The organism is Rhodococcoides kroppenstedtii (assembly GCF_900111805.1).
Classification (GTDB): Bacteria; Actinomycetota; Actinomycetes; order Mycobacteriales; family Mycobacteriaceae; genus Rhodococcoides; species Rhodococcoides kroppenstedtii.
Genome location: NZ_FOJN01000003.1, coordinates 290,983 through 315,344, shown reverse-complemented (window position 1 = coordinate 315,344; position 24,362 = coordinate 290,983). Strand labels below are relative to the sequence as shown.

Genomic DNA, 24,362 nt, shown 5'->3' with positions numbered 1-24,362 from the left:
CTGGTAGACGTCGCTGCGCACCGGTCATCGCTGTCACGGATGTGACGGAAGTGGCTTCTGGTGCGCAACATGCGTCACAGTAACCACAGAACCGTCAACCATCAACCTCAACTAGAGGGTTCGGCCAGGTGTTCGAACGACGCTCTCCCGCGCGGCCGAACTGCGCGTTGCGGCTCCACTACAGGGCGTCGGATACCCTGATCACCCGTGACCGATTCTTCGCACGGCCGGTACGACCTCATCGTTGTCGGGTCCGGCTTCTACGGCTTGACCATCGCCGAGCGAAGCGCCACCGAACTGGGCAAGCGCGTGCTCGTTCTCGACCGGCGCTCGCACCTCGGCGGCAACGCGTACTCCGAACCCGAGCCCGAGACGGGCATCGAGGTGCACAAGTACGGCGCGCACCTGTTCCACACCTCGAACACGAAGGTGTGGGAGTACGTCAACAGGTTCACCGACTTCACCGACTACCAGCACCGGGTGTTCGCGCTGCACCAGGGCCAGGCCTACCAGTTCCCGATGGGCCTCGGGTTGGTGTCGCAGTTCTTCGGCCGCTACTTCACGCCGGCGGAGGCGCGAGCGCTGATCGAGGAGCAGTCCAGCGAGATCTCGGTCGACGACGCGGCCAACCTCGAGGAGAAGGCGATCGCACTGATCGGCCGACCGCTCTACGAGGCGTTCGTCCGCGACTACACCGCCAAGCAGTGGCAGACGGACCCCAAGGATCTGCCCGCGGGCAACATCACGCGGCTGCCCGTGCGCTACACCTTCGACAACCGGTACTTCAACGACACGTACGAGGGTCTGCCCGTCGACGGGTACACGGCATGGCTCGAGAACATGGCGTCGCACGAGCTGATCGAGGTGCGCCTGGACACCGACTGGTTCGACGTGCGGGACGCCCTGCGTGCGGAGAGCCCGTCGGCGCCCGTCGTCTACACCGGCCCGCTGGACCGCTACTTCGACTACGCGGAGGGCGAATTGGGGTGGCGCACGCTCGATTTCGAGACCGAGGTGCTGCCGACGGGTGACTTCCAGGGCACGCCGGTCATGAACTACAACGACGCGGACGTTCCGTTCACTCGCATCCACGAGTTCCGGCACTTCCACCCCGAGCGGTCCTACCCCGCGGACAAGACGGTGATCATGCGCGAGTACTCGCGGTTCGCCGAGTCCGGTGACGAGCCCTACTACCCGATCAACACGCCCGACGATCGCAGCAAGCTCACCGCGTACCGCGAGCGGGCCAAGCGCGAGACGGCGGAGAACCGGGTGATCTTCGGCGGTCGCCTGGGCACCTACCAGTACCTCGACATGCACATGGCCATCGCCAGCGCGCTGACCACCTTCGAGAACACATTGCGTCCGCACCTCGAGTCCGGCGCCCCGCTGGGGGCGACGGCGGACGGCGCGTCGTGACCGATCGCGCACTGCTGCACCGGATCCTGCTGCCGCGGGCCGGGGAACCGCTCGACGTGCGATCGCTCTACACCGACGAGGCCGTCACCAACCCCCGTCGGGCACACTCGCTCTCACGGACCTCGGTGGCCATCGGCGCCGAGTCCGAGGTGTCCTTCGGCACCTACTTCAACGCGTTCCCGGCCGGCTACTGGCGACGGTGGAGCGTGCTCACCTCCGTCGTGCTGCGGGTGGAACTGGCCGGCGAGTGCCGGATCGACGTCTACCGCTCGAAGGCCGACGGCTCTCGTATCCACGTCGACGGCGCCGCCACCGACGGCGCGACCGCGCTCGAGTTCGAGATCGACCTGGGGCCGTTCGAGGACGGCGGATGGATCTGGTTCGACGTCACCACCTACGACGACGTGCGCGTCGACGCCGCCGGGTGGTACGCGACGGTGCCCGCACCGGGAGCCGGCCGTGTCGCCGTCGGGATCCCGACGTTCAACCGTCCCGCCGACTGCGTCGCCGCCCTGGCCGCGATCGCGTCCGACCCACTGGTGATGGACGTCGTCGACGCGGTGATCGTGCCGGACCAGGGCACGCGCAAGGTGCGCGAGCGGCCCGACTTCGACGACGTGGCCGCGCACTTCGGTGACCGCCTCCGCATCCACGACCAGGCCAATCTCGGCGGGTCCGGCGGATACAGCCGCATCATGTACGAGGCGCTGACCACGACCGACGCCGATCACATCCTGTTCATGGACGACGACATCGAGATCGAGCCCGACTCGATCCTGCGGGCACTCGCCCTGGCGCGCTTCGCCACCGTGCCGACCCTCGTCGGCGGGCAGATGCTCAACCTGCAGGCGCGCAGCCACCTGCACGTCATGGGCGAGCGCATCGACCGGTCCCGTTTCATGTGGGGCGGCGCCGACAACGTCGAGTACGACCACGATTTCGCCGAGAAGCCGCTGCGTGAGTCGGCGCTCCTGCATCGCCGCATCGACGTCGACTACAACGGCTGGTGGATGTGCCTCATCCCGCGCGTCGTCGCGGAGACCATCGGGCAACCGCTGCCGCTGTTCATCAAGTGGGACGACGCCGAGTACGGCCTGCGTGCTCGCGCCGCCGGCTTCCCCACGGTGACGCTGCCCGGTGCCGCCATCTGGCACATGGCGTGGAGCGACAAGGACGACGCCATCGACTGGCAGGCGTACTTCCACCTGCGCAACCGGTTGGTCGTCGCCGCCCTGCACTCGCCGGAGTCCGCGCGCGGACTGGTCCTCGACACCCTCAAGGCGACCACGAAGCACCTGCTGTGCTTGGAGTACTCCACCGTCGCGATCCAGAACATGGCCGTCCGCGATTTCCTGGCCGGACCCGACCATCTGGTGGACATCCTGCCGACCGCACTCGGCGACGTGCACCGCGCGCGACGGGAGTACCCGGACGCCGTGGTGCTGCCGTCGTCGACGGCGCTGCCGCCCGCGAGCGGTGCCGACGTGCCCGACGTGAGCATGCCCGTCGGCGCGGTCGCGAAGGTCTCCCGACTCGCCCGCGGCCTGGTCCACGGCCTGCGCCCGGCCAAGGACGGGCATCACGAGACGCCCCAGCTGAACGTGCCGACCATGGATTCGCGCTGGTTCCTGCTCTCGCAGGTCGACGGCGTCACGGTCACCACCGCGGACGGCCGCGGAGTGGTCTACCGCAAGCGGGATCGGGCCGTCGCCGCGACGTTGGGCCGCGAGGCGCTCGCGCTGCGTCGGGAACTGCTCCGCCGCTTCCCCGAGGTGTCGGAGCAGTATCGTCGCGCCGTCCCCGAACTGACCAGCAAGGAGCGGTGGGAACGTGTCTTCTCTACCCCGGTCGGCTGACGACGCGGCCGGCTCGCCACAGGTGACGCTGCCGACTCCGAACGCCGACGTCCGCACGCTGCTCGCGGTCCAACGGACCGTCGGCGCGCTGCCGGGCGCCGTGCGCACCGCGCGCGGTCTGTCGCATCTCGGCGAACATGCTCTCGGCTGGATTGCCGTCGGCGGTCTCGGCGCGGCACTCGACCGGTCCCGACGCCCGCAGTGGACGACCGTCGTCGTCGGGGCCGTCGGAGCGCACGCGGCCTCCATCGCGGTCAAGCGTGTCGTACGGCGTCGCCGGCCGACGCATCCCGACGTCCGGATCGGCGTCGGCGTCCCGAGCAAGTTCAGTTTCCCGTCGTCGCACGCGACGTCGACGACGGCGGCCGCGGTGCTGATCGGGCGAGCCTCCGGGCTCCCGGTCGCCCCGGTTCTGGTGCCCACCATGCTGCTCTCGCGGCTGGTCCTGGGCGTGCACTACCCGTCCGACGTGCTCAGCGGTGCCGCTCTCGGCGCCGTGAGCGCAGCGGTCGCGGTTCGACTCGAGAAGGCGGCGTCATGAGCGAGGAACCCACCGAGGTCGGCCGCCCGCCGGCGAATCTGGCGGCCGGCATCGTCAAGGCAGTGCGGCCCCGTCAGTGGGTGAAGAACGTCCTGGTGCTGGCGGCACCGCTGGCCGCGGGGTCGGTCACCGAGGGGTCGGTGCTGGTGCCCGTCGCCCTCGCGTTCGTGGTGTTCTGCATGGCGGCGTCGGGCATCTACCTGGTCAACGACGCGATGGACGTCGAGGCCGACCGCGCTCACCCGACCAAGCGTTTCCGGCCGATCGCGGCCGGTGTCCTGCCGGTACAGCTGGCCTACGCCATGGCGGTCGTGCTGCTCGGCGGGTCGATCGCGCTGTCGTTCCTGGCCAACTGGAACCTCGCCGTGGTGATGGCCGTCTACATCGGGGTGCAGCTCGCGTACTGCTTCGGGCTCAAGCACCAGGCCGTGCTCGACATCTGCATCGTCTCGTCGGGCTTCCTGCTGCGGGCGATCGCCGGCGGTGTGGCCGCGGACATCCCGCTCTCGCAGTGGTTCCTGCTCATCATGGCTTTCGGGTCGCTGTTCATGGCGGCCGGCAAGCGCTACGCCGAACTGCAGCTCGCCGAACGCACCGGCGCCAAGATCCGCCGGTCGCTCGAGAACTACACCACCACCTACCTGCGTTTCGTCTGGACGCTGAGCGCCACCGCCGTCGTGATCTGCTACGGGCTGTGGGCCTTCGACCAGGACGCGAAGAACGACAGCACCCTGTTCGCCATCTCGATGGTTCCGTTCACCGTCGCTATCCTTCGATACGCCGTCGACGTCGACGGCGGTGAAGCCGGCGAGCCCGAGGAGATCGCCCTCGGCGATCGAGTGCTCCAGTTGCTCGCCATCGCGTGGATCGGAGTGGTGGGTGTCGCTGTCTACCTCGCCTAGGGGGACGACGCACACGGAGTCGGCCGACCCCGACGAGACCTCGGGGCCGCGCTGGGCGCGCGTCGTCGGGTTCGTCGGCGTGCTGGTCGTCGGCGTCGTGGCGTTCCTCGGTGCGTGGGAGCGACGCTGGATCGCCGACGACGGTCTGATCGTGCTGCGGACCGTGCGCAACCTGCTGGCCGGCAACGGACCGGTCTTCAACGCGGGCGAGCGGGTCGAGGCGAACACCAGCACCGCGTGGACCTACGTGGTGTGGTTCTTCTCCTGGCTCACCGACGTGCGCCTCGAGTACGTGGTGTTGAGCATCGCCCTGGTGTTGACCACGGCCGCGGTGGTCGTCGCGATGCTCGGCACGATGCGGTTGCACACCGGTCGCGCGGTGGTGCTGCTGCCCGCCGGCGCCGTCGTCTACATCGCGGTTCCCCCGGCTCGCGACTTCGCGACGTCGGGACTCGAGACCTGTCTGGTGATCTTCTGGATCGCCGTGCTGTGGTGGGCGATGCTGCGGTGGGCGGACCGGTCCACCCGGCCCGGCCTCGGGTCGGTGCTGTTCCTGGCCTTCTGGGGCGGACTGTCGCCGCTGGTGCGTCCGGAGTTGGTCTTGGTCGGTGCGCTCGCGCTGCTCGTGGTGGTTGCGGTGCCGCAGTCGTGGGCGCGGCGCGCGGCGATCGTGGTGGTCGCCGGGGCGACACCTGTCGGCTACCAGATCTGGCGCATGGGCTACTACGCGCTGCCGTACCCCAACACGGCGGTCTCGAAGGACGCCGGCGGCGCCAAGTGGGACCAGGGGCTGACCTACCTCGGCAATCTGGTGGGGCCGTATGCGCTGTGGGTGCCGTTGCTCCTCGTCGGCGTGGCCGCCGCGGTGTGGGCGATCGTCGTACCGCGCTCGGGCGTGCGCTCCGACCGTGTGCGCGGTCTCGAGCGGCTGCGGACGCCCTCGGCGGTGGTGGCGTTCGCGCTGTTCTCCGGTCTGCTGTCGGTGGTCTACGCCGTGCGGGTGGGGGGCGACTTCATGCACGGGCGGACGTTGCTGCCGGCGCTGTTCCTGCTGCTGCTGCCCGTGGCGGTCATTCCCGTCCCGTTGCGCCGCGGCCCGATCGCGCTGGTGAGCGCCCTGCTCGTGTGGGTGGGCGTGCTGGTGTGGGCCGTGGCCGCGGCGTTCACGGTGGCCATGCCGCAGGGCACCCAGGTCGGCCGCAGCGGGATCGTCGACGAGCGTGCTTTCTACTCCGTCAACACCGGGCATCGGCATCCGATCCTGGCAAGCGACTACCTCGACTACCCGCGCATGCGAGCGATGGTCGAGGCGATCGAGCGCACGCCCGACGGCGGCCTGTTGTTGCCGTCGGCGCAGTTCACCAGCTGGGACGTGGTGCCGCCGCCGCTGCCGATCCCCGAGGGCGGGGCCGAGCACGTGGTGTTCTTCCTCAACCTGGGCATGACGAGCATGAACGTCGGACTCGACGTGCGCGTGCTCGACCAGATGGGGTTGGCGTACCCGTTGGCGGCGCACACCGAGCGGCTCGAGAACGGCCGGATCGGCCACGACAAGAACCTGTTCCCGGACTGGGTGGTCGCCGACACGGGGATGGTCGACGTGCACCCCTTCCTGCCCTTCTACCTCGACGAGGACTGGGTCGCGCAGGCGAAGGTCGCGCTGACCTGTCCGGACACCGAGGCGCTGCTGACGTCCTACCGCTCGGAGCTGACGCGCGCGCGGTTCGTGCAGAACCTCAAGCACGCGTTCGACTTCGCGGCCTACCGGATCGATCGGGTGCCGAAGTACGAGATCGAGCGGTGCGGCCTGACCCCGCCGCCCGAGCGCACGCCGACCGGGCCGACGTCGTGAGTGAGATCTACGTCACACACGGCGTGTCGCGTGGTGCTGTTTCGCCGTCGACCGTGCGATGTCATGACGCGACCGGCTGGAATCTTGCATCTCGGTTGTGTAACGCTGTCATCGTCGCGGGGGATATGCAGAGATGATGTGCGTCGACGTGCGAACGCGCCCACCGGGTGACGTGCGCGCAGTGGACGAAACCGAGGGACGGCGTTCGTGAAGCGAAACGGGAACGTCGCCCGATCGAACGGAACGAAGCGGTGTGGCCGACCGGCCGCACGTGTGATGGTGAGAGGCCGAATGTATGCGTGACGGGTTCGTGACCGAAGCCGCTGGTGATGCCAGCGCTCAGCCGCGAAAGGCAACTCGCCTTCGCACCCCCCGAGTCGGCCGCCGTATGCGTCGTGCCGTCGTCTCCCTGGTGATGGCCGCGGCCGTGCCGCTCGGCCTCGCCGTGGTCGGCACCGGTCCGGTCGCGAACGCCGAGGTGCGCGCCGGCTTCGACGTGTGGACCGACTCGTCCATGGGCCCGATCAAGAGCCGCGTCTGGCGTGCGGCCGACGGCAACACCAACAAGGTCGTCTACCTGCTCGACGGTCTGCGGGCGACCAACGACATCAGCGGCTGGGAGCACGAGACCAACGCGGGCTCGTTCCTCTCGGACAACAACATCAACGTGGTCCAGCCGGTCGGCGGCGAGTCCAGCTTCTACTCGGACTGGTACGCCCCCTCGAACTTCAACGGGCAGCGCACCACGTACAAGTGGGAGACGTTCCTGACGCAGAACCTCCCCAACCGCCTCGCGGGCCCCGATCTGGGCTTCGCGCGGTCGAACGTCGGCGTCGTCGGCCTGTCGATGGGCGGCTCCGCCGCACTGACGCTGGCGGCCTACCACCCGAACCAGTTCAGCTACGCCGGATCGCTGTCCGGCTACCTGAACATCTCGGCTCCGGGCATGCGTGAGGCGATCCGCGTGGCCATGCTCGACGCCGGCCGTTACAACGTCGACTCCATGTGGGGACCGCCCTGGGATCCGGCGTGGCTGCGCAACGACCCGTTCGTCTTCGCCCCGCGTCTGCGTGACAACGGCACCCGCGTGTGGGTCTCGGCCGCCAGCGGTCTGCCCGGCGTCTACGACCGCCCGGCCTCGCTGCTCGACTACTACAACACCGCCAACGGCATGGGCCTCGAGGCTCTGGCACTGGCCAACAGCCGCGCATTCCAGGTGCGGATGGCGTCCATCGGCGCGAACAACGTGACCTACAGCTTCCCGGGTCAGGGCACGCACCGGTGGGGCTACTGGTTCGACCAGATCGTGCAGATGATGCCCGATCTGCGGGCCAACATCGGCTGACCCGAGTCCCGAACGGAACTCCGACGAACGACCCCGACACCGCGGTGTCGGGGTCGTTCGTCTGTCCGGACCCCGTCACCGAGTAACATTCGCACCATCCGTCACAGCGAGCCTCTCAGGAAAGAGGCCGCGCGACGTGTAGAAATCGGAACTACCGACCACGCCGACGGCGCTGTTGTTCCCGGGTCCCCCGGGATCCGAGCCCGCCGTCCGCGTTGCCACCCGAGGAAGCGAGAGAGCCCCATGCGTGTACCGAGGACGACCGGCCGACGCCGACTGCGAATGTCCGCGGTCGCTCTGGCGCTGGTGCTGCCGCTCGTCGGCGGCGCGACCACGACCGCCCTCGCGGTGCCCGCAGCCGCCGCGCCGGTGCAGGCCGCACCCGTGCGGGCGCAGAACGACGCCGGCGCGTCCGTCGCTCGCGTCGACTGGCTCACCGATCGCCGCGTCGCGGTGTGGGTGAATTCGCCGTCCATGGGTGTGCCGATCCAGGTCCAGATCCTGCTCGCGCGGGACTGGAACCGCAGCCCGGGGGCGTCGTTCCCCACGCTGTGGCTGCTCGACGGCATGCGCGCGACCGACGTCGAGAACGGCTGGACCGCCGAGACCGACGCCGAGACGTGGTTCGCGGACAAGAACGTCAACGTGGTCCTGCCGGTCGGCGGCCAGTCGAGCTTCTACTCCGACTGGGTCGAGCAGAACAACGGACGCAACTACAAGTGGGAGACCTTCCTGACCAAGGAGCTCCCCCCGATCCTCGAGCGCGACTGGCGGTCGACGGACGTCCGCGCCGTCGCCGGACTGTCGATGGGCGGTACCGCGGCCATGACGCTGGCCGCGCGCAACCCCGGCTTCTTCAAGTTCGCGGGCTCGTTCTCCGGCATCCTCTCGACCTCGACGCTCGGTATGCCGCAGGCGATCGGCTACGCGATGCAGGACGCTGGCGGCTTCGACGTCGGGTCGATGTGGGGAGTGCCGTCGGGTGACCTGTGGGCCCAGCACGATCCGTACGTCCTCGCCGAGAAGTTGAAGGGCACCAGCCTCTACGTCTCGAGCGGCAGCGGTGCCGCCGGACCGTACGACCAGCCGTCCGACATCCCCGGCATCAGCACCAACTACGCCGGCATGGGTCTCGAGATCCTCTCGCGACTGACCTCCCAGACCTTCGCCACCAAGCTGACGAAGCTGGGCATCCCGGCCACCATCAACTATCGGCCGTCCGGCGTGCACGCGTGGAGCTACTGGCAGTTCGAGGTCAAGCAGGCCTGGCCGCAGATCGCCACCGCGCTGGGCGTCGAGGCGGACAAGCCCGCCTGCTCGGTCGGCGGCGCGATCGGGGGCGCGGCCAGCGCCAACGGGTGGCTCGGTGACTGCCTGACGGCGGAGTACGACGTCCCCGGCGGGCGCGCGCAGGACTTCCGCGTCGGGCGCATCTTCACCTCCGACAGCGGGACGCACGTGGTGGCCGGTGCCATCGGCGGCGCGTACTCCGGACTCGGCGGACCGGCCGGCGTGCTCGGCATGCCGACCTCCGGCGAACTGGGCGTGCCGGACGGCCGCGGACGCTACAACTCCTTCCGCAACGGAATGGTCTACTGGACGCCGCAGACCGGCGCGCACGCCGTCCGCGGCGCGATCCTCGACGAATGGGCGCGTCAGGGCTACGAGCGCGGACCGCTCGGGTACCCGCTGCGCGACGAGGTCGCGACCCCCAACCGCCCGGGTGCGGTGCAGGGCTTCGAGATCGGCGCCATGTACTTCTCGCCGGACACCGGCACGCATGCGGTGCTCGGGAAGATCATGGAGAAGTACGGCCAGACCGGGTGGGAGAACGGGCCTCTCGGCTTCGCGCGCACCAACGAGATCGCCGTGCGCGACAACGGCCGCTTCACCCAGTTCGAGGGCGGCAACATCTACTGGTCGCCGGCCACCGGTGCCTGGGTGATCCGCAACGGACCGATCTTCGACGCGTGGAAGAGCGTGGGCTACGAGAACGGGCGGCTGGGGTACGTGACCAGTGACGAGTTCCCGATTCCCGGGGGCGTTCAGCAGAACTTCCAGAACGGCTTCGTCACCGTGCGCGACGGCAACGTCCAGATCGTTCCCTGACGCGCGACCGACCGGGGCGACGACGACCGTCGGTAGTCGACAGTGGTTGTCGGAGAGAGAGCACAGAGTTCTCTCAGCCCCGGTCGGTAGCGTGTGCTGCGCTCGGCACCCGTCTCGACCCGAAGAGGACCCGCACGTGACATCGAGAGTCGTTTCCTTCCTCGCGCCCGTCCTGCTGGCGACGGCCGCCGGGGCACTGCTGACCGCCTGTGGCGGCGACGACTCGTCGGCCAGCAGTACCCCCACGCCGTCCGCGTCGACGACCGCCGAGGCGACCAGCGAGGCGCCCTCGACCGGCCCGTCCAGCTCGAGCAGCGCCGCGACCACCACCTCCGGTGCCGCCTCGTCCGGCGCGGCCGCCGAGGAGCAGGAGGCCGTGCCCAGCGGTTACCCGGGCCCCACCGAGGTTCCGCGCGATCCACGCTCCGACGCGTTCCTCGACCGCCTGCGTGCGGACGGCGTGACCGTCGCGGGCAACGGCGACATCGCGATCGGCACCGCCAACTACATCTGCGCGGCGCAGAGCGAGGGCGTCGCCGCGGATCAGATCTCGACCTTCGTCACCGCCAACGTCGGCGCCGAGGCGTCGGCCAGCGGCACCGAGATCAGTGCCGAGGACGCCGCCGCCACCGCGCAGAAGTACATCGACGCGGCGCGGTCGACCTACTGCGGGTAGACGGACGTGTCGTCGCGAGGGCGGGGCGCCGCCCGCCGCCGATCACCGCTCCGGATGCTGGCCGTCGTGGTTGCGATCGTCCTGGTGGTGCTGCTGGTCGTCCTGCTGCTCTGGTACCTGCTCGCCGGCCGGCTGACCACGCCGGACCGTGGTCGTCCGGGAGAGCCCGACGCCGCACCGCCCACCTCGCAGCCGGCGTCGTGTCCCGACGTGATGGTCCTGTCGGTCCCCGGGACCTGGGAATCCAACGCGGGCGACGACCCCTACGCACCCACTGCCAACCCGGCGTCGTTGATGCTGAAGGTGACGTCCGAACTGCAGAACCGCTTCCCGCCGAACCGGGCCGAGGTCTACACCGTCCCGTACGTCGCCCAGTTCTCCAATCCCATCGCCTTCCCGCCGGACGGGCAGGCGTCGTACAACGTCAGTCGTTCGGAGGGTGCAGCCCGGGCCAACGACGTTCTGGCGCAGCGCTACTCGGACTGCCCGCTGACGTCGTACGTGCTCGCCGGGTTCTCGCAGGGTGCGGTGATCGTCGGCGACCTCGCCGCGGCGATCGGGGCCGGCGACGGCCCGGTGCCGGCCGACCGCGTCCTCGGCGTCACGCTCATCGCCGACGGGCGACGGGACGGTGTCAGTGCCCAGCAGGTCGGTCCACCCGTCGACGGAGTCGGTGCGGAGGTCGCCCTCGGCGGTCTCGACGTCCCCGGCATCACGATGACGGGAGAGCGGCGCGGTGGCTTCGGGGCCCTGGCCGATCGGACCTACAGCATCTGCGCGCCCGGCGACCTCATCTGCGCCGCGCCGCCGCAGGCGATGTCGCTGCGCAACATCCCGTCGTCGCTCGGTGCCCTCGCGGGGGCGGCCGGCAACCCCGTCCACGGGAGCTACGCGTCGTACGTCGTGGACGACGCCGGTACGACGGCGGTCGAATGGACACGCGACTGGGCTGCCGGGCTCATCGACTCGGCGCCGACACCGGCCCATTCGTGAGGTGGCACGCGATCCGCGTGTGACGGACTGGCGTGAGGACAAGGTCTCCCGCACCGTCGTGTGTGCGTGTCACAGGCGCTTTTGGTCTCGAGCCGGTAACGGCTAGAGTGGCTCCTCGGTTCTCGCCCCGGTGTCCTCGGCCGTTCGGCGGGACTGTCGCGAGGACCACCGCGAGACCCTGCCCGAGCGCCCCGACCGTCAGCACAGGAGACCCGACCGAATGACAGCTGCCGCTGCGCCTGTGCGCCCGTTCCGCTTCGCAGCCGGCGGGGAAGGCAACCCGGACGAGGGCGGCGCGCGTCGCTTCGTGAAGCTGGCACAGAAGGCCGAGGAACTCGGCTACGACAGCTTCATGATCCCCGATCACCTGGGCAATCAGGTGGGTCCGATCGCCGCGCTCGGTGCGCTGGCGGTGGCCACCGACAAGATCCGGCTCGGAACGGCGGTGCTGGCCAACGGCTTCCGCCATCCGGCGGTCCTGGCCAAGGACGCCACCACCATCGATCAGATCTCGGGCGGTCGGCTCGAGTTCGGCATCGGCGCGGGGTGGATGAAAGAGGAGTACGACAAGGCGGGCATCGCGTACGAGAGCCCGGGTGTCCGCATCGAGAAGCTCGACGAGTCGCTCACCATTCTCGACGTGCTGCTGCGGGGCCAGGAATGCACTTTCGAGGGCAAGCACTACCAGGTCCGAGGGTTGCAGGGCAGCCCGCGTCCGCGGCAGGGCCCCCGTCCGCCCATCGCCGTCGGCGGCGGCGGACCGCGCATGCTCGCTCTGGCGGCCAAGCACGCCGACATCATCTCGCTGGTGCCCAGCACCACCAAGGAGGGCAAGCTCAAGCTCTCCGAGATCACGATGGAGAAGAGCATCGAGCGGGTCGAGGTCATCCGCCGCGCCGCAGGCGACCGCTTCGCCGACATCGAGCTGAACTGGACGATCACGACCATTCTGATCTCGGACGACCGGGAACAGACGGCGGAGATGGTGCTCGGTGCACTCGACAACGGTTTCCCGCCCAACATGGACGTCGACGTCAAGCTGACCGTCGAGGACGTCCTGCGCTCGCCCTACATCGCAATCGGGTCGTTCGAGGAGATCGCCGAGCAGGTGCGCGGGGTCCGCGCCGCCACCGGCATGTCCTACGTCGGCGTTTTCCCCACTCAGATGGAAGCGTTCGCGCCGGTCATTCCGCTGCTGGCGGGGGAATGACATGAGCGCACGGTCTGTACCCTATCGTCGGCTGCGTCGACAATTGTCGGGCGCCGATTGTCGGCATTCCCACCCCAGTACGACCACGCGCGACGCGCTCGCTCGGCGGCGCCACGGAGACATGGTGTGGCGGCGCCACGGAGACATGGTGTGGCGGCGCCACGGCGACATGATGTGGCGGCGCCACGTGGAGACGGTGTGGCTGCGCCACGGACACACGGTGCTCAGCGCCTCGGAGGAGATGAGATGAAAGACTCGTTCGACGACTTCGTCGACGAAACCGGCCGGATCCGGATCCGCGAGGGTCTGACGCTGGTGCGCCACGTCGAAGAGAACGTCGCCGAGAACGGTGACGCTCTCGCCTACCGGTACATCGACTACTCCCGCGAGCGGGAGGGCGAGGTACACGAGCTCACCTGGGCGCAGTTCGGTGCTCGTCTGCGCGCGGTCGGTGCCCGTCTGCAGCAGGTCACCTCCCCGGGCGACCGGGTGGCGATCCTCGCACCGCAGGGCCTGGACTACGTCGTCTCCTTCTTCGGTGCCATCTACGCCGGTGCCATCGCGGTTCCGCTGTTCGATCCCGACGAGCCCGGCCACAGCGACCGCCTGCACGCGGTGCTCGGCGACTGCGAGCCGTCGGCCATTCTCACCGCCACCAATTCCGCGGCCGGGGTGCGTCAGTTCTTCCGCGCGCTGCCCGCCGCCAAGCGTCCGCGCATCATCGCCGTGGACGCCATCCCGGACACCGTGGGCGACAGCTGGACCGAGCCCGACGCGTCGATCGACGACATCGCGTACCTGCAGTACACGTCCGGGTCCACGCGGACGCCCGCCGGTGTGGAGATCACGCACCGCGCCGTCGGCGTCAACGCCCTGCAGATGGTCGACGCCATCGAGCTCAACGAGGACTCGCGCGGCGTCACCTGGCTGCCGCTCTTCCACGACATGGGCCTGCTCACGGTGATCCTGCCCGCGCTGGGCGGCAAGTACATCACCATCATGAGCCCGCGCGCGTTCGTGCAGCGGCCGTGGCGCTGGATCAAGGAGCTCGCTGCGGTGTCGGACGGCGCGGGCACCTTCGCCGCGGCGCCGAACTTCGCGTTCGAGCACGCCGCGCAGCGCGGACTGCCCAAGAACGGCAACACGCTCGACCTGTCCAACGTCATCGGCCTGATCAACGGCAGCGAGCCGGTCACCACCACGTCGATGAAGAAGTTCAACGACGCCTTCGCGCCGTACGGGCTGCCCAAGACCGCCATCAAGCCGTCCTACGGCATGGCCGAGGCCACCCTGTTCGTGTCCTCGACCAAGCATTCGGACGAAGCCAAGGTCATCCACGTCGACCGCACCGAGCTCAACGCCGGCCGCATCGTCCGCGTGGACGAGTCGGCCCCCAACGCCATTCCGCAGGTATCCTGCGGCTACGTCGCGCGGAGCCAGTGGGCCGCGATCGTCGACGCCGACGCCGCCGCCGAGGTGGCCGACGGTCACGTCGGTGAGATCTGGCTGCACGGGGAGAACATCGGACGCGGGTACTGGGGCCGGAGCAAGGAGACGTCGGAGACGTTCCACAACAAGCTCGTCTCCCGGCTCTCCGAGGGCAGCCACGCCGACGGCGTCGCCGAGGACGCGAACTGGATGCGGACCGGCGACTACGGCGTCTACGTGGACGGCGAGCTCTACATCACCGGTCGCGTGAAGGACCTGGTGATCGTCGACGGTCGCAATCACTACCCGCAGGACCTCGAGTACTCGGCCCAGGAGTCGAGCTCGGCCCTGCGTCCGGGCTTCGTCGCGGCGTTCGCCGTGCCGGCGAACCAGCTCCCCGACGTCGTCTTCGAGTTCGGCGCGGGTGGTCTGAGCCGCGATCCGGGCGATGCGTCCGAGCAGCTCGTCACGTCGCCGAGCGTGCGCCGGGTGCCGGCAAGGCCGACCCGCAGCCGATCGCCGACACCGTGCGGGCCGCGATCTCCGCTCGCCACGGCGTCACCGCACGCGACGTGCTGCTGGTGCCCGCGGGGTCGATTCCGCGCACCTCCAGCGGCAAGATCGCCCGTCGCGCCTGCAAGGCGGCGTACATCGAGGGGACGCTGCGCGGTGGATACCAGCAGACCGCGTTCCCCGACGCCCCCGAGGCAGACGCACTGTGAGTCGCAGTGATGTTGGGAGGGAGGACGCACGTGATGATCGAGCCGCCTCGACTGGTTCGGAACGAAGTGGCTGCAATGGTCGATCGCGGAACCGCAAGCCTGCTTTCGACAATCGAGGCCGAATCCAATCGAGTGGAAAAATCGGCCGTCCGGAGACCGTGGTAGGAATGCGGCCGGCTATCGCACAATTGTTACGAACCGCCACGTTCGACGGCGACGTGCTTACTGCCTCCGCCGCGAATGTCGTGGTCGGGATCGACCGAGCATCGCCAGAGCCCGTCAGGGTCCGCCGGATCGACCGGACGCAAGAGGCCACCGCAAACGCCGCGTGACGTCGAAGTGTCCCTGCAGCGAGTGCGGTAGCGAATCACCCTGTCAGTATCCCGTGAGGGTGCTTATGAATAGTGTCCTTCGCCGGTTTCCCGCCTTTCCGAGGAACCTTCCCGCAGTCTCGTGTATCGCCCGTTCCACCCTTGCAAAGACACCGTACGGTGGAAGGAGAGGCCGCCCGTCCCGGTGCGGCGGCGAATCTCACGTGCGGGTCCGCCCGGGAAGGGGGCCGTGTGCTGCCGGACGATGGACGCCGTCCCCACGGCCCGGGCGAAAGCGTCGCGGACTCGAAACGAGCGGCGATCGACACCTCCGGGTCGGCGGTCGAGGCGGTTCTCGCCGAGGTGTGGTCGGTGCGTTCGGTCTACCAGCCGATCGTGGCTCTGAACACCGGTGAGGTGGTGGGCTTCGAAGCGCTGGCGCGGTGGCCCACCGTGCCCGACGTGGACGTCGGCCAGGTGTTCTCCTCCGCCGCGGCCCGCGGCGTTCTTCCAGAACTCGACTGGGCGTGCCGGCTTGCCGCCCTCGCCGGCGCCGCCGACGCCGGTCTGACGACGGCGCACAGTGTGTTCGTCAACGTCGAGCCACACAACGGCCCCCTCATCCCCGACTACGCCCGCAGAACACTCGACGGCTTCGAATGGCCGATCAACGTGGTGATCGAACTGACCGAGCGGGCGCTGCTTTCCGATCCCGCCACATTGCTTGCAGTGGTCGAGGCAGCCCGGCGACTCGGGTGCTCGGTCGCTCTCGACGACGTCGGATCCAACGACGCCACGGTGACCATGCTCGACTTCGTCGCCCCGGACATCATCAAACTCGACCGCGTGTTGGTGCAGTCCGACCCCGACCCCGGGCAGGTCCGCTTGATCGCCGCGGTGCTCGCGCACGCCGAATTCACCGGGGCGACCATCCTCGCCGAGGGCGTCGAGGACGCCGAACACCTCGCCCGCGCCCACGCGTTGGGCGCGACCCTCGGGCAGGGCTGGCTCCTGGGGAAGCCGGGCCCCCTCCCGCTTGTACCGACCCGGTTTTGGGGCACCGCGAAGCAGGTGGGCCGATCGGCACGGCCGAGCCGCCCAGCCTCGACACCGTTCCCCCTCCGGCCGGGCCGCCCGGCACCCGACGTGGCCGTCCCGCAGGTGCCCTCGGATCTGCTCGACGGCATCGGCCCGGTAACGGCGCGGAAAGCGTTCGTGCTCACCCTGGCGCGGCACCTCGAGGACCATGCACGTGTCGCATCCGAACCCCTGGTGGTTCTGTCGGCTATCCAGCGCGCCCGATGGTTCTCGCCGGAGGTGGTCGCTCGCTACGGCGAGCTGGCGGCGAAACATCCCTTCGTCGCCGCCCTCGCAGTGGGGCTCGAGGACGAGCCGGCGCCGGGAGTGCGCAGCGCAGCCCTCGACCCCACCGAGCGTTTCGCGAACGAATGGACCGTCACCGTGGTCGGGCGCCATTACTTCGCAGCGCTGATCGCCCGCGACCTCGGGGACGTCGGTGTCGACGACGACGACCGTCGCTTCGACTTCGTTCTCACCCACGACCGGGCAACGGTGGTCGCCGCGGCACGATCGATGATGAAGCGGGTCCTTCCGCACACTCGACGGAATTTGTGAGCCGACATCGATGCCGATCTCACTCGTGCACCGCTGCCGTTGTCGACCATCTCTGCGGGCCACACCTCTCGGAGCTGCATTCAACGCCATCGAACTGCCGGTGTGTGTAGTCACTGCTCGGTCTCGACTCCGACTGGCAAGAAGGGAGTCGTCGATATGACCGAGGCGCAGGTCGTCTTGTCCGTTGTCGCCGTGTTCAGCGTGTCGATGGTGGCCGCGACGGGCGCCGGTCTACCTCGGTTCGCCGACCGGCCCGCTGCACGCGTGATCACCTGGTCGGGGATATCCGGGAGCCTGGTGGGATTGTGTCTGTATGTCGGCTACGTGTGGGGTTTGCTGGGCGAAACGGAACCATCGAGCGAAGAGCGTCTGCCTGTGTTGCTGGCCGTCGTCTGCACCGTCGGCGCCGTCGCCGTCGCGGTGGCGATTCCGGTAGTCCTGCGGCCCGGTCGCTCCTGCGGCACCACGAGATTCGAGCCACGGCCCAACCGGGACCGATTCGACCGTCCCGAGCACGACGAGCATTACTGATCGACTGTTTCGGCCGCCACCGGGGTCGACGACCGCGCCGCGTCGAGCGTCCGTCAGCCTGCAGCTTCACCCTTGATGGAAACGTGATTTCAGCGTGTCCCAAGCGTGATTTGCCGGGCGGTGGGCCCGCGACATCGGCGCGGCATCGTGGCCTGTGATTCTCTGCGGCGGACAGCTGCCGCATCTGCGCATCGAATCGAGGAACACCCCCATGGTTGCGAGGCACGACCCGCTCGAAAAGACGAGAATGTTCTACGAGGTCACGGCCGACATTGCCGTCGAGACCTACACCGCTCGCTTCGCCGTGCTGCGCGTGGGTGGGGCACTCGAAAGGCGCGATCTACTCCGCCTCGGCGTCGAACTGGATGTGCTGCGGTCCATCGACACTGTCGTCCTGGATTTGACGGCCTTGACCGCGGCGCACCTAACAGTTCTCGACGCCCTCACCGAGTTCGCCGACGGCGGCGACGTTCGCGTTCTCCCGCCGGCCGAGCCCCTGCGCGGTGCCGTCGAGTCGCGTGTACGGCGTGATGCTCGGCCTGTCCACGGAGTGCCGGACTCGAACGGCCGAACCCCCCACGCCGCAGCGTGAACGCCCATCCAGCTGAGAGGATCGGGCTACCCGCCGACGGGGAGCCACTCGACTCGGTGACCTCCACGCAGGACATCGGAAAACACGGGCCCGCGGGTGAGCCCGCGACTCTCAAGGAGCATTACGCCGACGGTCACCGGATGGTGACGGTGCATGGGGATCTCGACCTCGACACCTCCGACGCACTGTTTCGCCGCATCGTTCCGATCTCGGCGTCCGATGCCGTCGTGGTGGACTTGCGTGGGGTGACATTCATGTCGACGGCTGCGGTGTCGGCTCTACTGCGCGCTTACACGCACCGCGAACGAGCAGGAGCGCCCCCACTGACCGTCCTCGCCGCCGACAGTGCCGCTTTGCGACCGTTGGACATCGCCGGGGTCACCGACGTCCTGCACGTGGTCCGACGCGGCGCCGACCCGAGATAGGACCGACTCGACACCCGACCGCCCGCCGGGCGGCGCCGACCCGCTCAGCGGACGGTCATCAGTCGAATCGACTCCCCGTCGAGTGCGAAGGTGAACGTCCGCAGCCCGGTTCCACCGCGCCGATCCTCGGCTACCACCACGGTGAAGGTGTCGTCCCCCTCGACAGACAGAGCGGACAATCGAACGCCTGCCCCGATCAACACTGAGCTCGACCATGCAGCGATAGCACTTCGCCCACGGTGCATGCGCCCCCGGTCGTCGACCGCACCGCCGCCGTCGAACGCCTCCAGCAGTGCCTCCGCATCGCCGGCGTTGACAGCGTCGATCAGACGTCGGACGGGCGAAGGTCGAATCATCACCGTCGTTATTGTCCTTTCAGGCAACGTCGTCGGCCCGGTCGGGGCGGGGATCGAGTGGCAGCAGCATCCGTATCGGGTTCCGAGCGTCGGGACGCTACACCGGAGTCGGGCTGTCGGCTTGGACCGGTGGACGGACGACGATGACGACGACGAGGGCGGTCAAGAAGACTGCGGTCAGGGCGAACGGGATCGGAAGGACCGGGTCGAGCAGCACCAGTGCGGCGCCAGCGGGTACGGCGATGTTGACGACGCGGTCGGCGTTCGCGCGCAGTGCGATCCACCAGATGCCGGCGACGAAGACGGCGATGGGAACGGTGACGGTGAACGAAGCCTGCGAGGAGGACAGCGCGCTGTGCTGGGTGAGCGCGTCGATTTCCACCTCGATACCGGCCGAGAAGGCGCCGGCGGCGGCGAAGACGAAGTAGTGTACGTATCCGTAGCGAAGCGTGCTCCCCAGTGAGCCGATGGTGCGGTGGTGTGGTGGCCAGAAGTAGATCCACCACAGGGCCGCGGTGGCGACGAAGGTGAGGACTGCGATCGAGAGAAGCGGCAGGAGTTCCTGATCGTTGTGCACCGCCTCGATGATGGCGTTGGAGGAGGCCAGGAGGCTTTCGCCGAGCAGGATCAGTGTGAACAGCCCGTAGCGCTCGGTGATGTGGTGCGGGTGCCATGGTGTGTTGCCCGCGCGTTCGGCGATCGCCGGTACGGCCAGTTCGGCTCCGACGAGGATCACGAAGCCGACCGTCGAGGGGATGCCGGTCGGAACGAGCAGCCACAGCAGCCACAGCACTTGGGTGAGGGCGATACCGGCGGCGTAGAGCTGGGTGGTCCGTCGGGCTTCCCCGGCCGACCGCGACGCTCGGAGCCATTGAGCGATCATGGCAATTCGCATGATCGCGTAGCCGACGACGACGAGTTCGAACGAGCTGTCGACGAACGCCGACTCGATGCCTGCGGCGAGCACCAGCACTCCGGCCATCTGCACGAACGTCAGGACCCGGTAGAGCCAGTCGTCGGTTCCGAACGATGTCGCGAACCAGGTGAAGTTCATCCACGCCCACCAGATGGCGAAGAAGACCGATGCGTACGACGTGATGGCGTGGAGGATGTGGTTCTCGGTGAGCGCATGGTGCAGTTGCACCGCGGCGATGCTCACCGCCACGACGAAGACGAGGTCGAAGAACAGTTCCAGGGTGCTGGCGGCCCGTCCCGGTTCGTCCGGGTCCCGTGGACGCATGACGCTCAAATGGAAGCGTGGGTACATCGCAGCCCCCCTGATCGGTTGACGTCCGGGCACGTGAATCCGGTACGTGCCCGGCGTCTTTCGTGTGTGGTCACTATGCGCGACGGCGTGGCCCGGCGCCCCCTGTCGCGCACGACGAGACGCCTCCCAGTGACCGGCCGGAGCGCCCATCCCGTGTCGGGACGAGCGCTTCGGCGGGCACGACACGCTATGAGCTGCGCGGCGCGCAGCTTCGAAAAAGCTGGTCAGCGGGTGGTGTAGCCGCCGTTGGCGAAGATGGTCTGACCGGTGATCCACCATCCGGAGTCGACGAGGAATTCGACGATGGGGGCGATGTCCTCGATCTTGGTCAGTTGGTTGCCCATGGCCTGACTCTTGTGGAACGCCACCCGCTCGTCGGTTTCCTGACCGTAGAAGAACGGGGTGTCCATCGGGCCCGGCGCGACGGCGTTGACCGAGATGAGGCGGTCGGCGAGTTCCTTCGCCGCGGCGCGGGTGTAGTGCTCGACAGGTGCCTTGCCGCCGGCGTAGGTGGAGTATCCGTCGGTGAACGCGGCCAGCAGTGCGGTGACGATGGTGACGATCTTGCCGCCGTCCGCAAGTGTGCGACCTGCCTCCTTGATGAAGAAGTACGCCGCTTTGGCGTTGATGTCGGCCATCGAATCGTATTCGGCTTCGGTGGTGTCGAGAATCGGCTTGCGCAGCACCTTCCCCGCGGTGTTGACGGCGATGTCGAGTCCGCCGAGCTCACGCACCGCGGCGTCGAACACCTCGGTCACCGTCGCCGGGTCGGTCAGATCGCCCTGGAGGGCGACGGCCCTGACACCGTGTTCGCGGATCTCGGCGACCGTCTGTTCGGCGGCGGCGGCGGTGGCGTCGCTGTTGTAGTGCACGGCGACGTTCGCTCCGCGTCCGGCGAGGGTGCGGCTGATCAGCCCGCCCAGGTTCTTCGCTCCGCCGGCGATGATCACGTTCTTGCCCTGCAGCGTCATGTCACGTCCTTGTTGCTCGGTGGTCTCGTACGGCCACCAACGTAAGAACTCCAATCACAACTTACAATCAACAATAATCGGTCTATCTACAGGCACTACTTGTGATCACAGATGAGCGGTGGCATCCTGCACGCATGGATTCGGGTACGCCCTCCGTCAATCTGACTCGGCTCGCCCACTTCGTTGCCGTGGCGGAATCGGGCAGCATGACCGCCGCCGCCGCCGACCTGCACCTGACGCAGCAGGCCGTGAGCAGCTCGATCCGCCAACTCGAACGTGAACTCGGTGTCCCGGTGTTCACCAGGGCGGGTCGCCGCGTCGAGCTCACCCCGGCAGGGCGGACACTGCAGCGCGGTGCGGCGGCCGTTCTGGCGGCCGCCCGCGAACTGGCGCGTTCCGCCGTCGCCGCCGGCTCGGAGCCTCGGCGCCCGTTCGTCGTCGCCCACACTCCCGCCATCACCGCCGACGAAGTATTCCTGGCGATGGCACCGGTACGGTCGGCGTACCCCGACCTCCCGATCGAGGTCCACCAGGCGTATCCGGCTCCCATGACCGACGGGGTGCTTCGCGGGTCGTACGACCTCGGGCTGCGCCGCGGTGTCGTCCCCCCGGCGCCTTTGGCCGGAGCTGTCATCTCCTACGACCCGCTGCATGCCGCCCTCGCCGCCGACCATCCCCTCGCCCACCGAGCGGAGGTGACCATTGCGGAACTGACCCGGTACCCCTTGACCGTCTGGGCGCCGCCGGGATCGTCGTTCTACACCGACTACCTGCTCTCGGTGTGCCGGCGCGCCGGCTCCGAACCCCACACCCGCGTCAACAGCACCCAGGGAACGACCCCCGCCACAGCCGTCGTCGGCACCACCAGCTTCGCGTTCGTCACCCAAGCACCCGGCCCGGCCGTCGGCGACCACGTCCGCATCGTCCCCATCACCGACGCACCGCAAGCGCCGGTACAAGCGCTGTGGCTCGCCCACACCACCTCCGCACCCCGAAGCGCCCTACTCGACGCCGGCAACGCGCAAACGCAGAACCCGACCGACAGGTAGACGGCGCAGGTCCTCGCCCCGCTTCGGCGAGGAGCCGCAGACGACTACGCCAACTACACAGCGACCCGGAGCCACCCGTTGGTCGAGCGCCGAACAACGGTCCAGAGAATCCGGGCGGCGTCGCCCGTCTCGGACCCACCGCAGGCGGGTACAGGAACGCTCAGGTGCTCCGCTGCACCTGAACAGCGGCGGGGGCTCGTCGAAACCTCCGGCGACCCCCGTCGCCCACTGCGTCCGAGGCGGACGATCACCGGCAATGCCGGACAGGACCGCTCGGTCGCACCCGTGATGGAATGACCGAATGAGTACACCTGTCGACCGAGGGTCTGTCGATCTGCATATCGGCGGTGTCGTCCGTGAAATCGCCCGGCTCGGCGACGGCGACGACCACGTCGCCGAACTGCTCGATCGACTGGTCCGTGAGACGGTCTCGTGTGTCGATGCCGCCGACCAGTGCGGCATTGCTGTCGCCTTCGACGGGAGAACGTTCACCGCTGCCGCCTCGGACCCTTCAATCGAGCCGATCAACACCGAGCAATTCGACACGAACGGGGGTCCGTGCCTGCACGCTGCCCGTACCGGGCGCGTCACCGAAGCGGATTGCACCCGTGTGGACGAGCGGTGGCCAGAGTTCGGCGCCGCCGCTCGCGAAATCGGAGTGCGCTCGATGCTCTGTGCCCCCATTCACGTCGGCGAGATTCCCGTCGGCTCGCTGACGCTGTTCTCCCTCGATGCCGAATTGCGCGCGCAGAACGAGGGGCAAGTGCTCGACTTGCTGGCGAACGCGGTGGGCGACGCCCTCGACCGACAGCGCCGACGCAGAACCCTCGAAGAGACGATCGCCGGTCTCCACGAAGCAATGAACCACCGCGCCCCCATCGAGCAGGCCAAAGGCATCCTGATGGCCCTGCGCTCGATCGACGCCGACGCAGCGTTCGCTGCACTGTCCACCGAATCGCAACGCACCAACCGCAAACTACGGACGGTGGCGGCGGAGTTCGTGCACGCCGTCAGCGTCGCCGCATCACCATCCAGCGCCCCCGTCGACGCACCGTCGAGCCAACCGGACCGGTGACACCCCGCATGGGCGCGGTGGCTCGCGGCAGGCAACGACGCAGCAACATCAGTGCTGTGGCGGGGACAGCCGGTGTCCTCGCGGTCGTCGTCTTCGTCATCGCGCTCGGGTATTCGACGCAGTCCCCGCGCGTGCCGAGCTCCGGGTCGGCTGCTGTTGATCAAGCCGAGATCGACGCTGTGCTGCGCCGCTATTTCGATGCCGTGAACGCCGGCGACGTGCAAGAACTGAACGACGCGTCCTGCGCCGGCGCGTCCTGCGCTTGGCGGCCCCTCCTGTCTTGCCGACTGTCGTTCGAGACATCGGCGTCGCGAACATCTCGGGGGATTTCGCAACCGTTCCGGTGTCATTGTCGATCGCAGACGGGGGCCCACCCTCCGCGCCGTCGACCGTCGCCGTCGGTGTCGTCAGGGAAGACGGGTTGTGGAAGTTCTGCATGGTCGAGCGACCGACAAGGCACTGATCGCACGCGGCCGACGACGCCGTAGCAGCTGTCCCTCAAAGGGCGGCGTTGCCGATGAACGGCCCAAACGGGACGATTTGTCGGGGCAACCCATCGGGTTGTCGCGATGACTGAAAAATGGAGCTTCGACGAACAATCCGTAGAATTGGATGTACGGCGTCGGGTCGGGTCGTTTCGACGAAAGGCTCATATGGTCACAAAATTGCGTGTGGAAACGCTCGACGACTTCACCGGTGAAGCGGCGGATCGCACCGTGGTATTCGGGTTCGGTGACCGCTGGTTCGAACTCGACCTCACCGAGGCGAACGCCGCCCACATCGAAGGACTCCTGGCCGACTGGGTCGATCGCGCGCGGGAAGTGTCGACGGAACGGCGTCCTGCCTCTCGGACCGTCGAGAGTCGTCTTCGTAGCGCGGAAATCCGGGTGTGGGCCAGAAATCATGGGTGGGACCTCGCAGCGCACGGACGACTACCCACCGACGCAGTCGAGGCGTTCGACAACAGGTGACGACCGGGCCCGTTGTCTGGCCGGCCTCGAGGTGCTGCCTGCCGCCGCGGCACCCGACCTCTCGTTCCTGACGCGGCGGGAGTGGGCGGCGCCCACGTGGAGGGCAGCGGCTCACACCGGGCGGGT

20 protein-coding genes and 1 pseudogene are annotated in these 24,362 nt (G+C 68.5%); 18 read left to right on the top strand and 3 right to left on the bottom strand.

What is annotated here, in order from left to right:
- The first annotated feature begins 207 nt into the window (after positions 1-207).
- The 15 genes and pseudogenes from glf (at position 208) to BMZ18_RS05575 (ending at position 18,547) form a co-directional block, all read left to right on the top strand.
- Positions 208-1,419: a UDP-galactopyranose mutase gene (gene glf / locus BMZ18_RS05645; protein ID WP_068361902.1), complete on the top strand. Its 1,212-nt coding sequence runs from the start codon at positions 208-210 to the stop codon at positions 1,417-1,419.
- On the top strand, positions 1,416-3,275 hold the full coding sequence (locus BMZ18_RS05640) for a glycosyltransferase (protein WP_068361905.1): 1,860 nt from the start codon (positions 1,416-1,418) through the stop codon (positions 3,273-3,275). The genes glf and BMZ18_RS05640 overlap by 4 nt, the downstream gene beginning before the upstream one ends.
- A gap of 28 nt (positions 3,276-3,303) precedes the next feature.
- Positions 3,304-3,816: a phosphatase PAP2 family protein gene (locus BMZ18_RS05635; RefSeq protein WP_068106589.1), complete on the top strand. Its 513-nt coding sequence runs from the start codon at positions 3,304-3,306 to the stop codon at positions 3,814-3,816.
- Positions 3,813-4,718, top strand: coding sequence for a decaprenyl-phosphate phosphoribosyltransferase (locus tag BMZ18_RS05630; RefSeq protein WP_068104250.1), 906 nt, complete (start codon positions 3,813-3,815; stop codon positions 4,716-4,718). Before BMZ18_RS05635 ends, BMZ18_RS05630 begins: the two co-directional genes overlap by 4 nt.
- Positions 4,696-6,570 carry an arabinofuranosyltransferase AftB family protein gene (locus BMZ18_RS05625; RefSeq protein WP_068361908.1) on the top strand — a complete coding sequence of 625 codons (1,875 nt, stop codon included), beginning with the start codon at positions 4,696-4,698 and terminating at the stop codon, positions 6,568-6,570. The genes BMZ18_RS05630 and BMZ18_RS05625 overlap by 23 nt, the downstream gene beginning before the upstream one ends.
- A gap of 388 nt (positions 6,571-6,958) precedes the next feature.
- Positions 6,959-7,915: an alpha/beta hydrolase gene (locus BMZ18_RS05620; protein ID WP_244516423.1), complete on the top strand. Its 957-nt coding sequence runs from the start codon at positions 6,959-6,961 to the stop codon at positions 7,913-7,915.
- Positions 7,916-8,158: 243 nt separating this feature from the next.
- On the top strand, positions 8,159-10,024 hold the full coding sequence (locus BMZ18_RS05615) for an alpha/beta hydrolase-fold protein (RefSeq protein WP_068361910.1): 1,866 nt from the start codon (positions 8,159-8,161) through the stop codon (positions 10,022-10,024).
- Between the two features lie 136 nt (positions 10,025-10,160).
- Positions 10,161-10,700: a DUF732 domain-containing protein gene (locus tag BMZ18_RS05610; protein ID WP_068361912.1), complete on the top strand. Its 540-nt coding sequence runs from the start codon at positions 10,161-10,163 to the stop codon at positions 10,698-10,700.
- Positions 10,701-10,754: 54 nt separating this feature from the next.
- A complete protein-coding gene (locus tag BMZ18_RS05605) occupies positions 10,755-11,693 on the top strand; it encodes a cutinase family protein (protein ID WP_068104242.1) in 939 nt (312 codons plus the stop codon).
- Between the two features lie 220 nt (positions 11,694-11,913).
- Positions 11,914-12,903, top strand: a complete 990-nt coding sequence (locus tag BMZ18_RS05600; RefSeq protein WP_068104241.1) for an LLM class F420-dependent oxidoreductase — start codon at positions 11,914-11,916, stop codon at positions 12,901-12,903.
- Between the two features lie 246 nt (positions 12,904-13,149).
- Positions 13,150-15,053, top strand: a pseudogene (gene fadD32 / locus BMZ18_RS05595) (long-chain-fatty-acid--AMP ligase FadD32).
- 563 nt (positions 15,054-15,616) lie between these two features.
- Positions 15,617-16,999, top strand: coding sequence for a sensor domain-containing phosphodiesterase (locus BMZ18_RS05590; RefSeq protein WP_139203854.1), 1,383 nt, complete (start codon positions 15,617-15,619; stop codon positions 16,997-16,999).
- Between the two features lie 156 nt (positions 17,000-17,155).
- A complete protein-coding gene (locus BMZ18_RS05585; RefSeq protein ID WP_074921973.1) occupies positions 17,156-17,530 on the top strand; it encodes a hypothetical protein in 375 nt (124 codons plus the stop codon).
- A 247-nt stretch (positions 17,531-17,777) separates the two neighbouring features.
- On the top strand, positions 17,778-18,122 hold the full coding sequence (locus BMZ18_RS05580; RefSeq protein ID WP_074921971.1) for a hypothetical protein: 345 nt from the start codon (positions 17,778-17,780) through the stop codon (positions 18,120-18,122).
- A 56-nt stretch (positions 18,123-18,178) separates the two neighbouring features.
- Entirely contained in the window at positions 18,179-18,547 is a 369-nt protein-coding gene (locus BMZ18_RS05575) for an STAS domain-containing protein (RefSeq protein WP_074921969.1), read from the top strand.
- A gap of 44 nt (positions 18,548-18,591) precedes the next feature.
- Here the strand turns inward: BMZ18_RS05575 and BMZ18_RS05570 are convergent, their stop codons facing one another.
- The 3 genes from BMZ18_RS05570 to BMZ18_RS05560 form a co-directional block, all read right to left on the bottom strand.
- Positions 18,592-18,903: a nuclear transport factor 2 family protein gene (locus tag BMZ18_RS05570; protein ID WP_074921967.1), complete on the bottom strand. Its 312-nt coding sequence runs from the start codon at positions 18,901-18,903 to the stop codon at positions 18,592-18,594.
- A gap of 97 nt (positions 18,904-19,000) precedes the next feature.
- The gene (locus BMZ18_RS05565; RefSeq protein ID WP_083400175.1) at positions 19,001-20,170 is read right to left on the bottom strand and encodes a low temperature requirement protein A; all 1,170 of its coding nucleotides are present in this window, start codon (positions 20,168-20,170) and stop codon (positions 19,001-19,003) included.
- Between the two features lie 224 nt (positions 20,171-20,394).
- Entirely contained in the window at positions 20,395-21,141 is a 747-nt protein-coding gene (locus tag BMZ18_RS05560) for an SDR family oxidoreductase (protein WP_074921965.1), read from the bottom strand.
- A gap of 134 nt (positions 21,142-21,275) precedes the next feature.
- Here BMZ18_RS05560 and BMZ18_RS05555 point away from each other — a divergent pair, with 134 nt between their 5' ends.
- The 3 genes from BMZ18_RS05555 to BMZ18_RS05545 all read left to right on the top strand — a co-directional run bounded on the left by BMZ18_RS05555 (position 21,276) and on the right by BMZ18_RS05545 (position 24,236).
- Positions 21,276-22,190: a LysR family transcriptional regulator gene (locus BMZ18_RS05555; protein ID WP_074921963.1), complete on the top strand. Its 915-nt coding sequence runs from the start codon at positions 21,276-21,278 to the stop codon at positions 22,188-22,190.
- A 301-nt stretch (positions 22,191-22,491) separates the two neighbouring features.
- The gene (locus BMZ18_RS05550; protein WP_074921961.1) at positions 22,492-23,265 is read left to right on the top strand and encodes a GAF and ANTAR domain-containing protein; all 774 of its coding nucleotides are present in this window, start codon (positions 22,492-22,494) and stop codon (positions 23,263-23,265) included.
- A 569-nt stretch (positions 23,266-23,834) separates the two neighbouring features.
- Positions 23,835-24,236 carry a histone-like nucleoid-structuring protein Lsr2 gene (locus BMZ18_RS05545; RefSeq protein ID WP_083400174.1) on the top strand — a complete coding sequence of 134 codons (402 nt, stop codon included), beginning with the start codon at positions 23,835-23,837 and terminating at the stop codon, positions 24,234-24,236.
- Positions 24,237-24,362: the final 126 nt, after the last annotated feature.

What these genes read in the sequence shown, in the direction of transcription:
- BMZ18_RS05630 (WP_068104250.1), top strand. Translation starts at nt 3,813, where the DNA reads ATGAGCGAGGAACCCACCGAGGTCGGCCGCCCGCCGGCGAATCTGGCG.
- BMZ18_RS05620 (WP_244516423.1), top strand. Translation starts at nt 6,959, where the DNA reads ATGCGTCGTGCCGTCGTCTCCCTGGTGATGGCCGCGGCCGTGCCGCTC.
- BMZ18_RS05615 (WP_068361910.1), top strand. Translation starts at nt 8,159, where the DNA reads ATGCGTGTACCGAGGACGACCGGCCGACGCCGACTGCGAATGTCCGCG.
- BMZ18_RS05605 (WP_068104242.1), top strand. Translation starts at nt 10,755, where the DNA reads ATGCTGGCCGTCGTGGTTGCGATCGTCCTGGTGGTGCTGCTGGTCGTC.
- BMZ18_RS05600 (WP_068104241.1), top strand. Translation starts at nt 11,914, where the DNA reads ATGACAGCTGCCGCTGCGCCTGTGCGCCCGTTCCGCTTCGCAGCCGGC.
- BMZ18_RS05585 (WP_074921973.1), top strand. Translation starts at nt 17,156, where the DNA reads ATGACCGAGGCGCAGGTCGTCTTGTCCGTTGTCGCCGTGTTCAGCGTG.
- BMZ18_RS05580 (WP_074921971.1), top strand. Translation starts at nt 17,778, where the DNA reads ATGTTCTACGAGGTCACGGCCGACATTGCCGTCGAGACCTACACCGCT.
- BMZ18_RS05570 (WP_074921967.1), bottom strand. Translation starts at nt 18,903, where the DNA reads ATGATTCGACCTTCGCCCGTCCGACGTCTGATCGACGCTGTCAACGCC.
- BMZ18_RS05565 (WP_083400175.1), bottom strand. Translation starts at nt 20,170, where the DNA reads ATGTACCCACGCTTCCATTTGAGCGTCATGCGTCCACGGGACCCGGAC.
- BMZ18_RS05560 (WP_074921965.1), bottom strand. Translation starts at nt 21,141, where the DNA reads ATGACGCTGCAGGGCAAGAACGTGATCATCGCCGGCGGAGCGAAGAAC.
- BMZ18_RS05555 (WP_074921963.1), top strand. Translation starts at nt 21,276, where the DNA reads ATGGATTCGGGTACGCCCTCCGTCAATCTGACTCGGCTCGCCCACTTC.
- BMZ18_RS05550 (WP_074921961.1), top strand. Translation starts at nt 22,492, where the DNA reads ATGAGTACACCTGTCGACCGAGGGTCTGTCGATCTGCATATCGGCGGT.
- BMZ18_RS05545 (WP_083400174.1), top strand. Translation starts at nt 23,835, where the DNA reads ATGACTGAAAAATGGAGCTTCGACGAACAATCCGTAGAATTGGATGTA.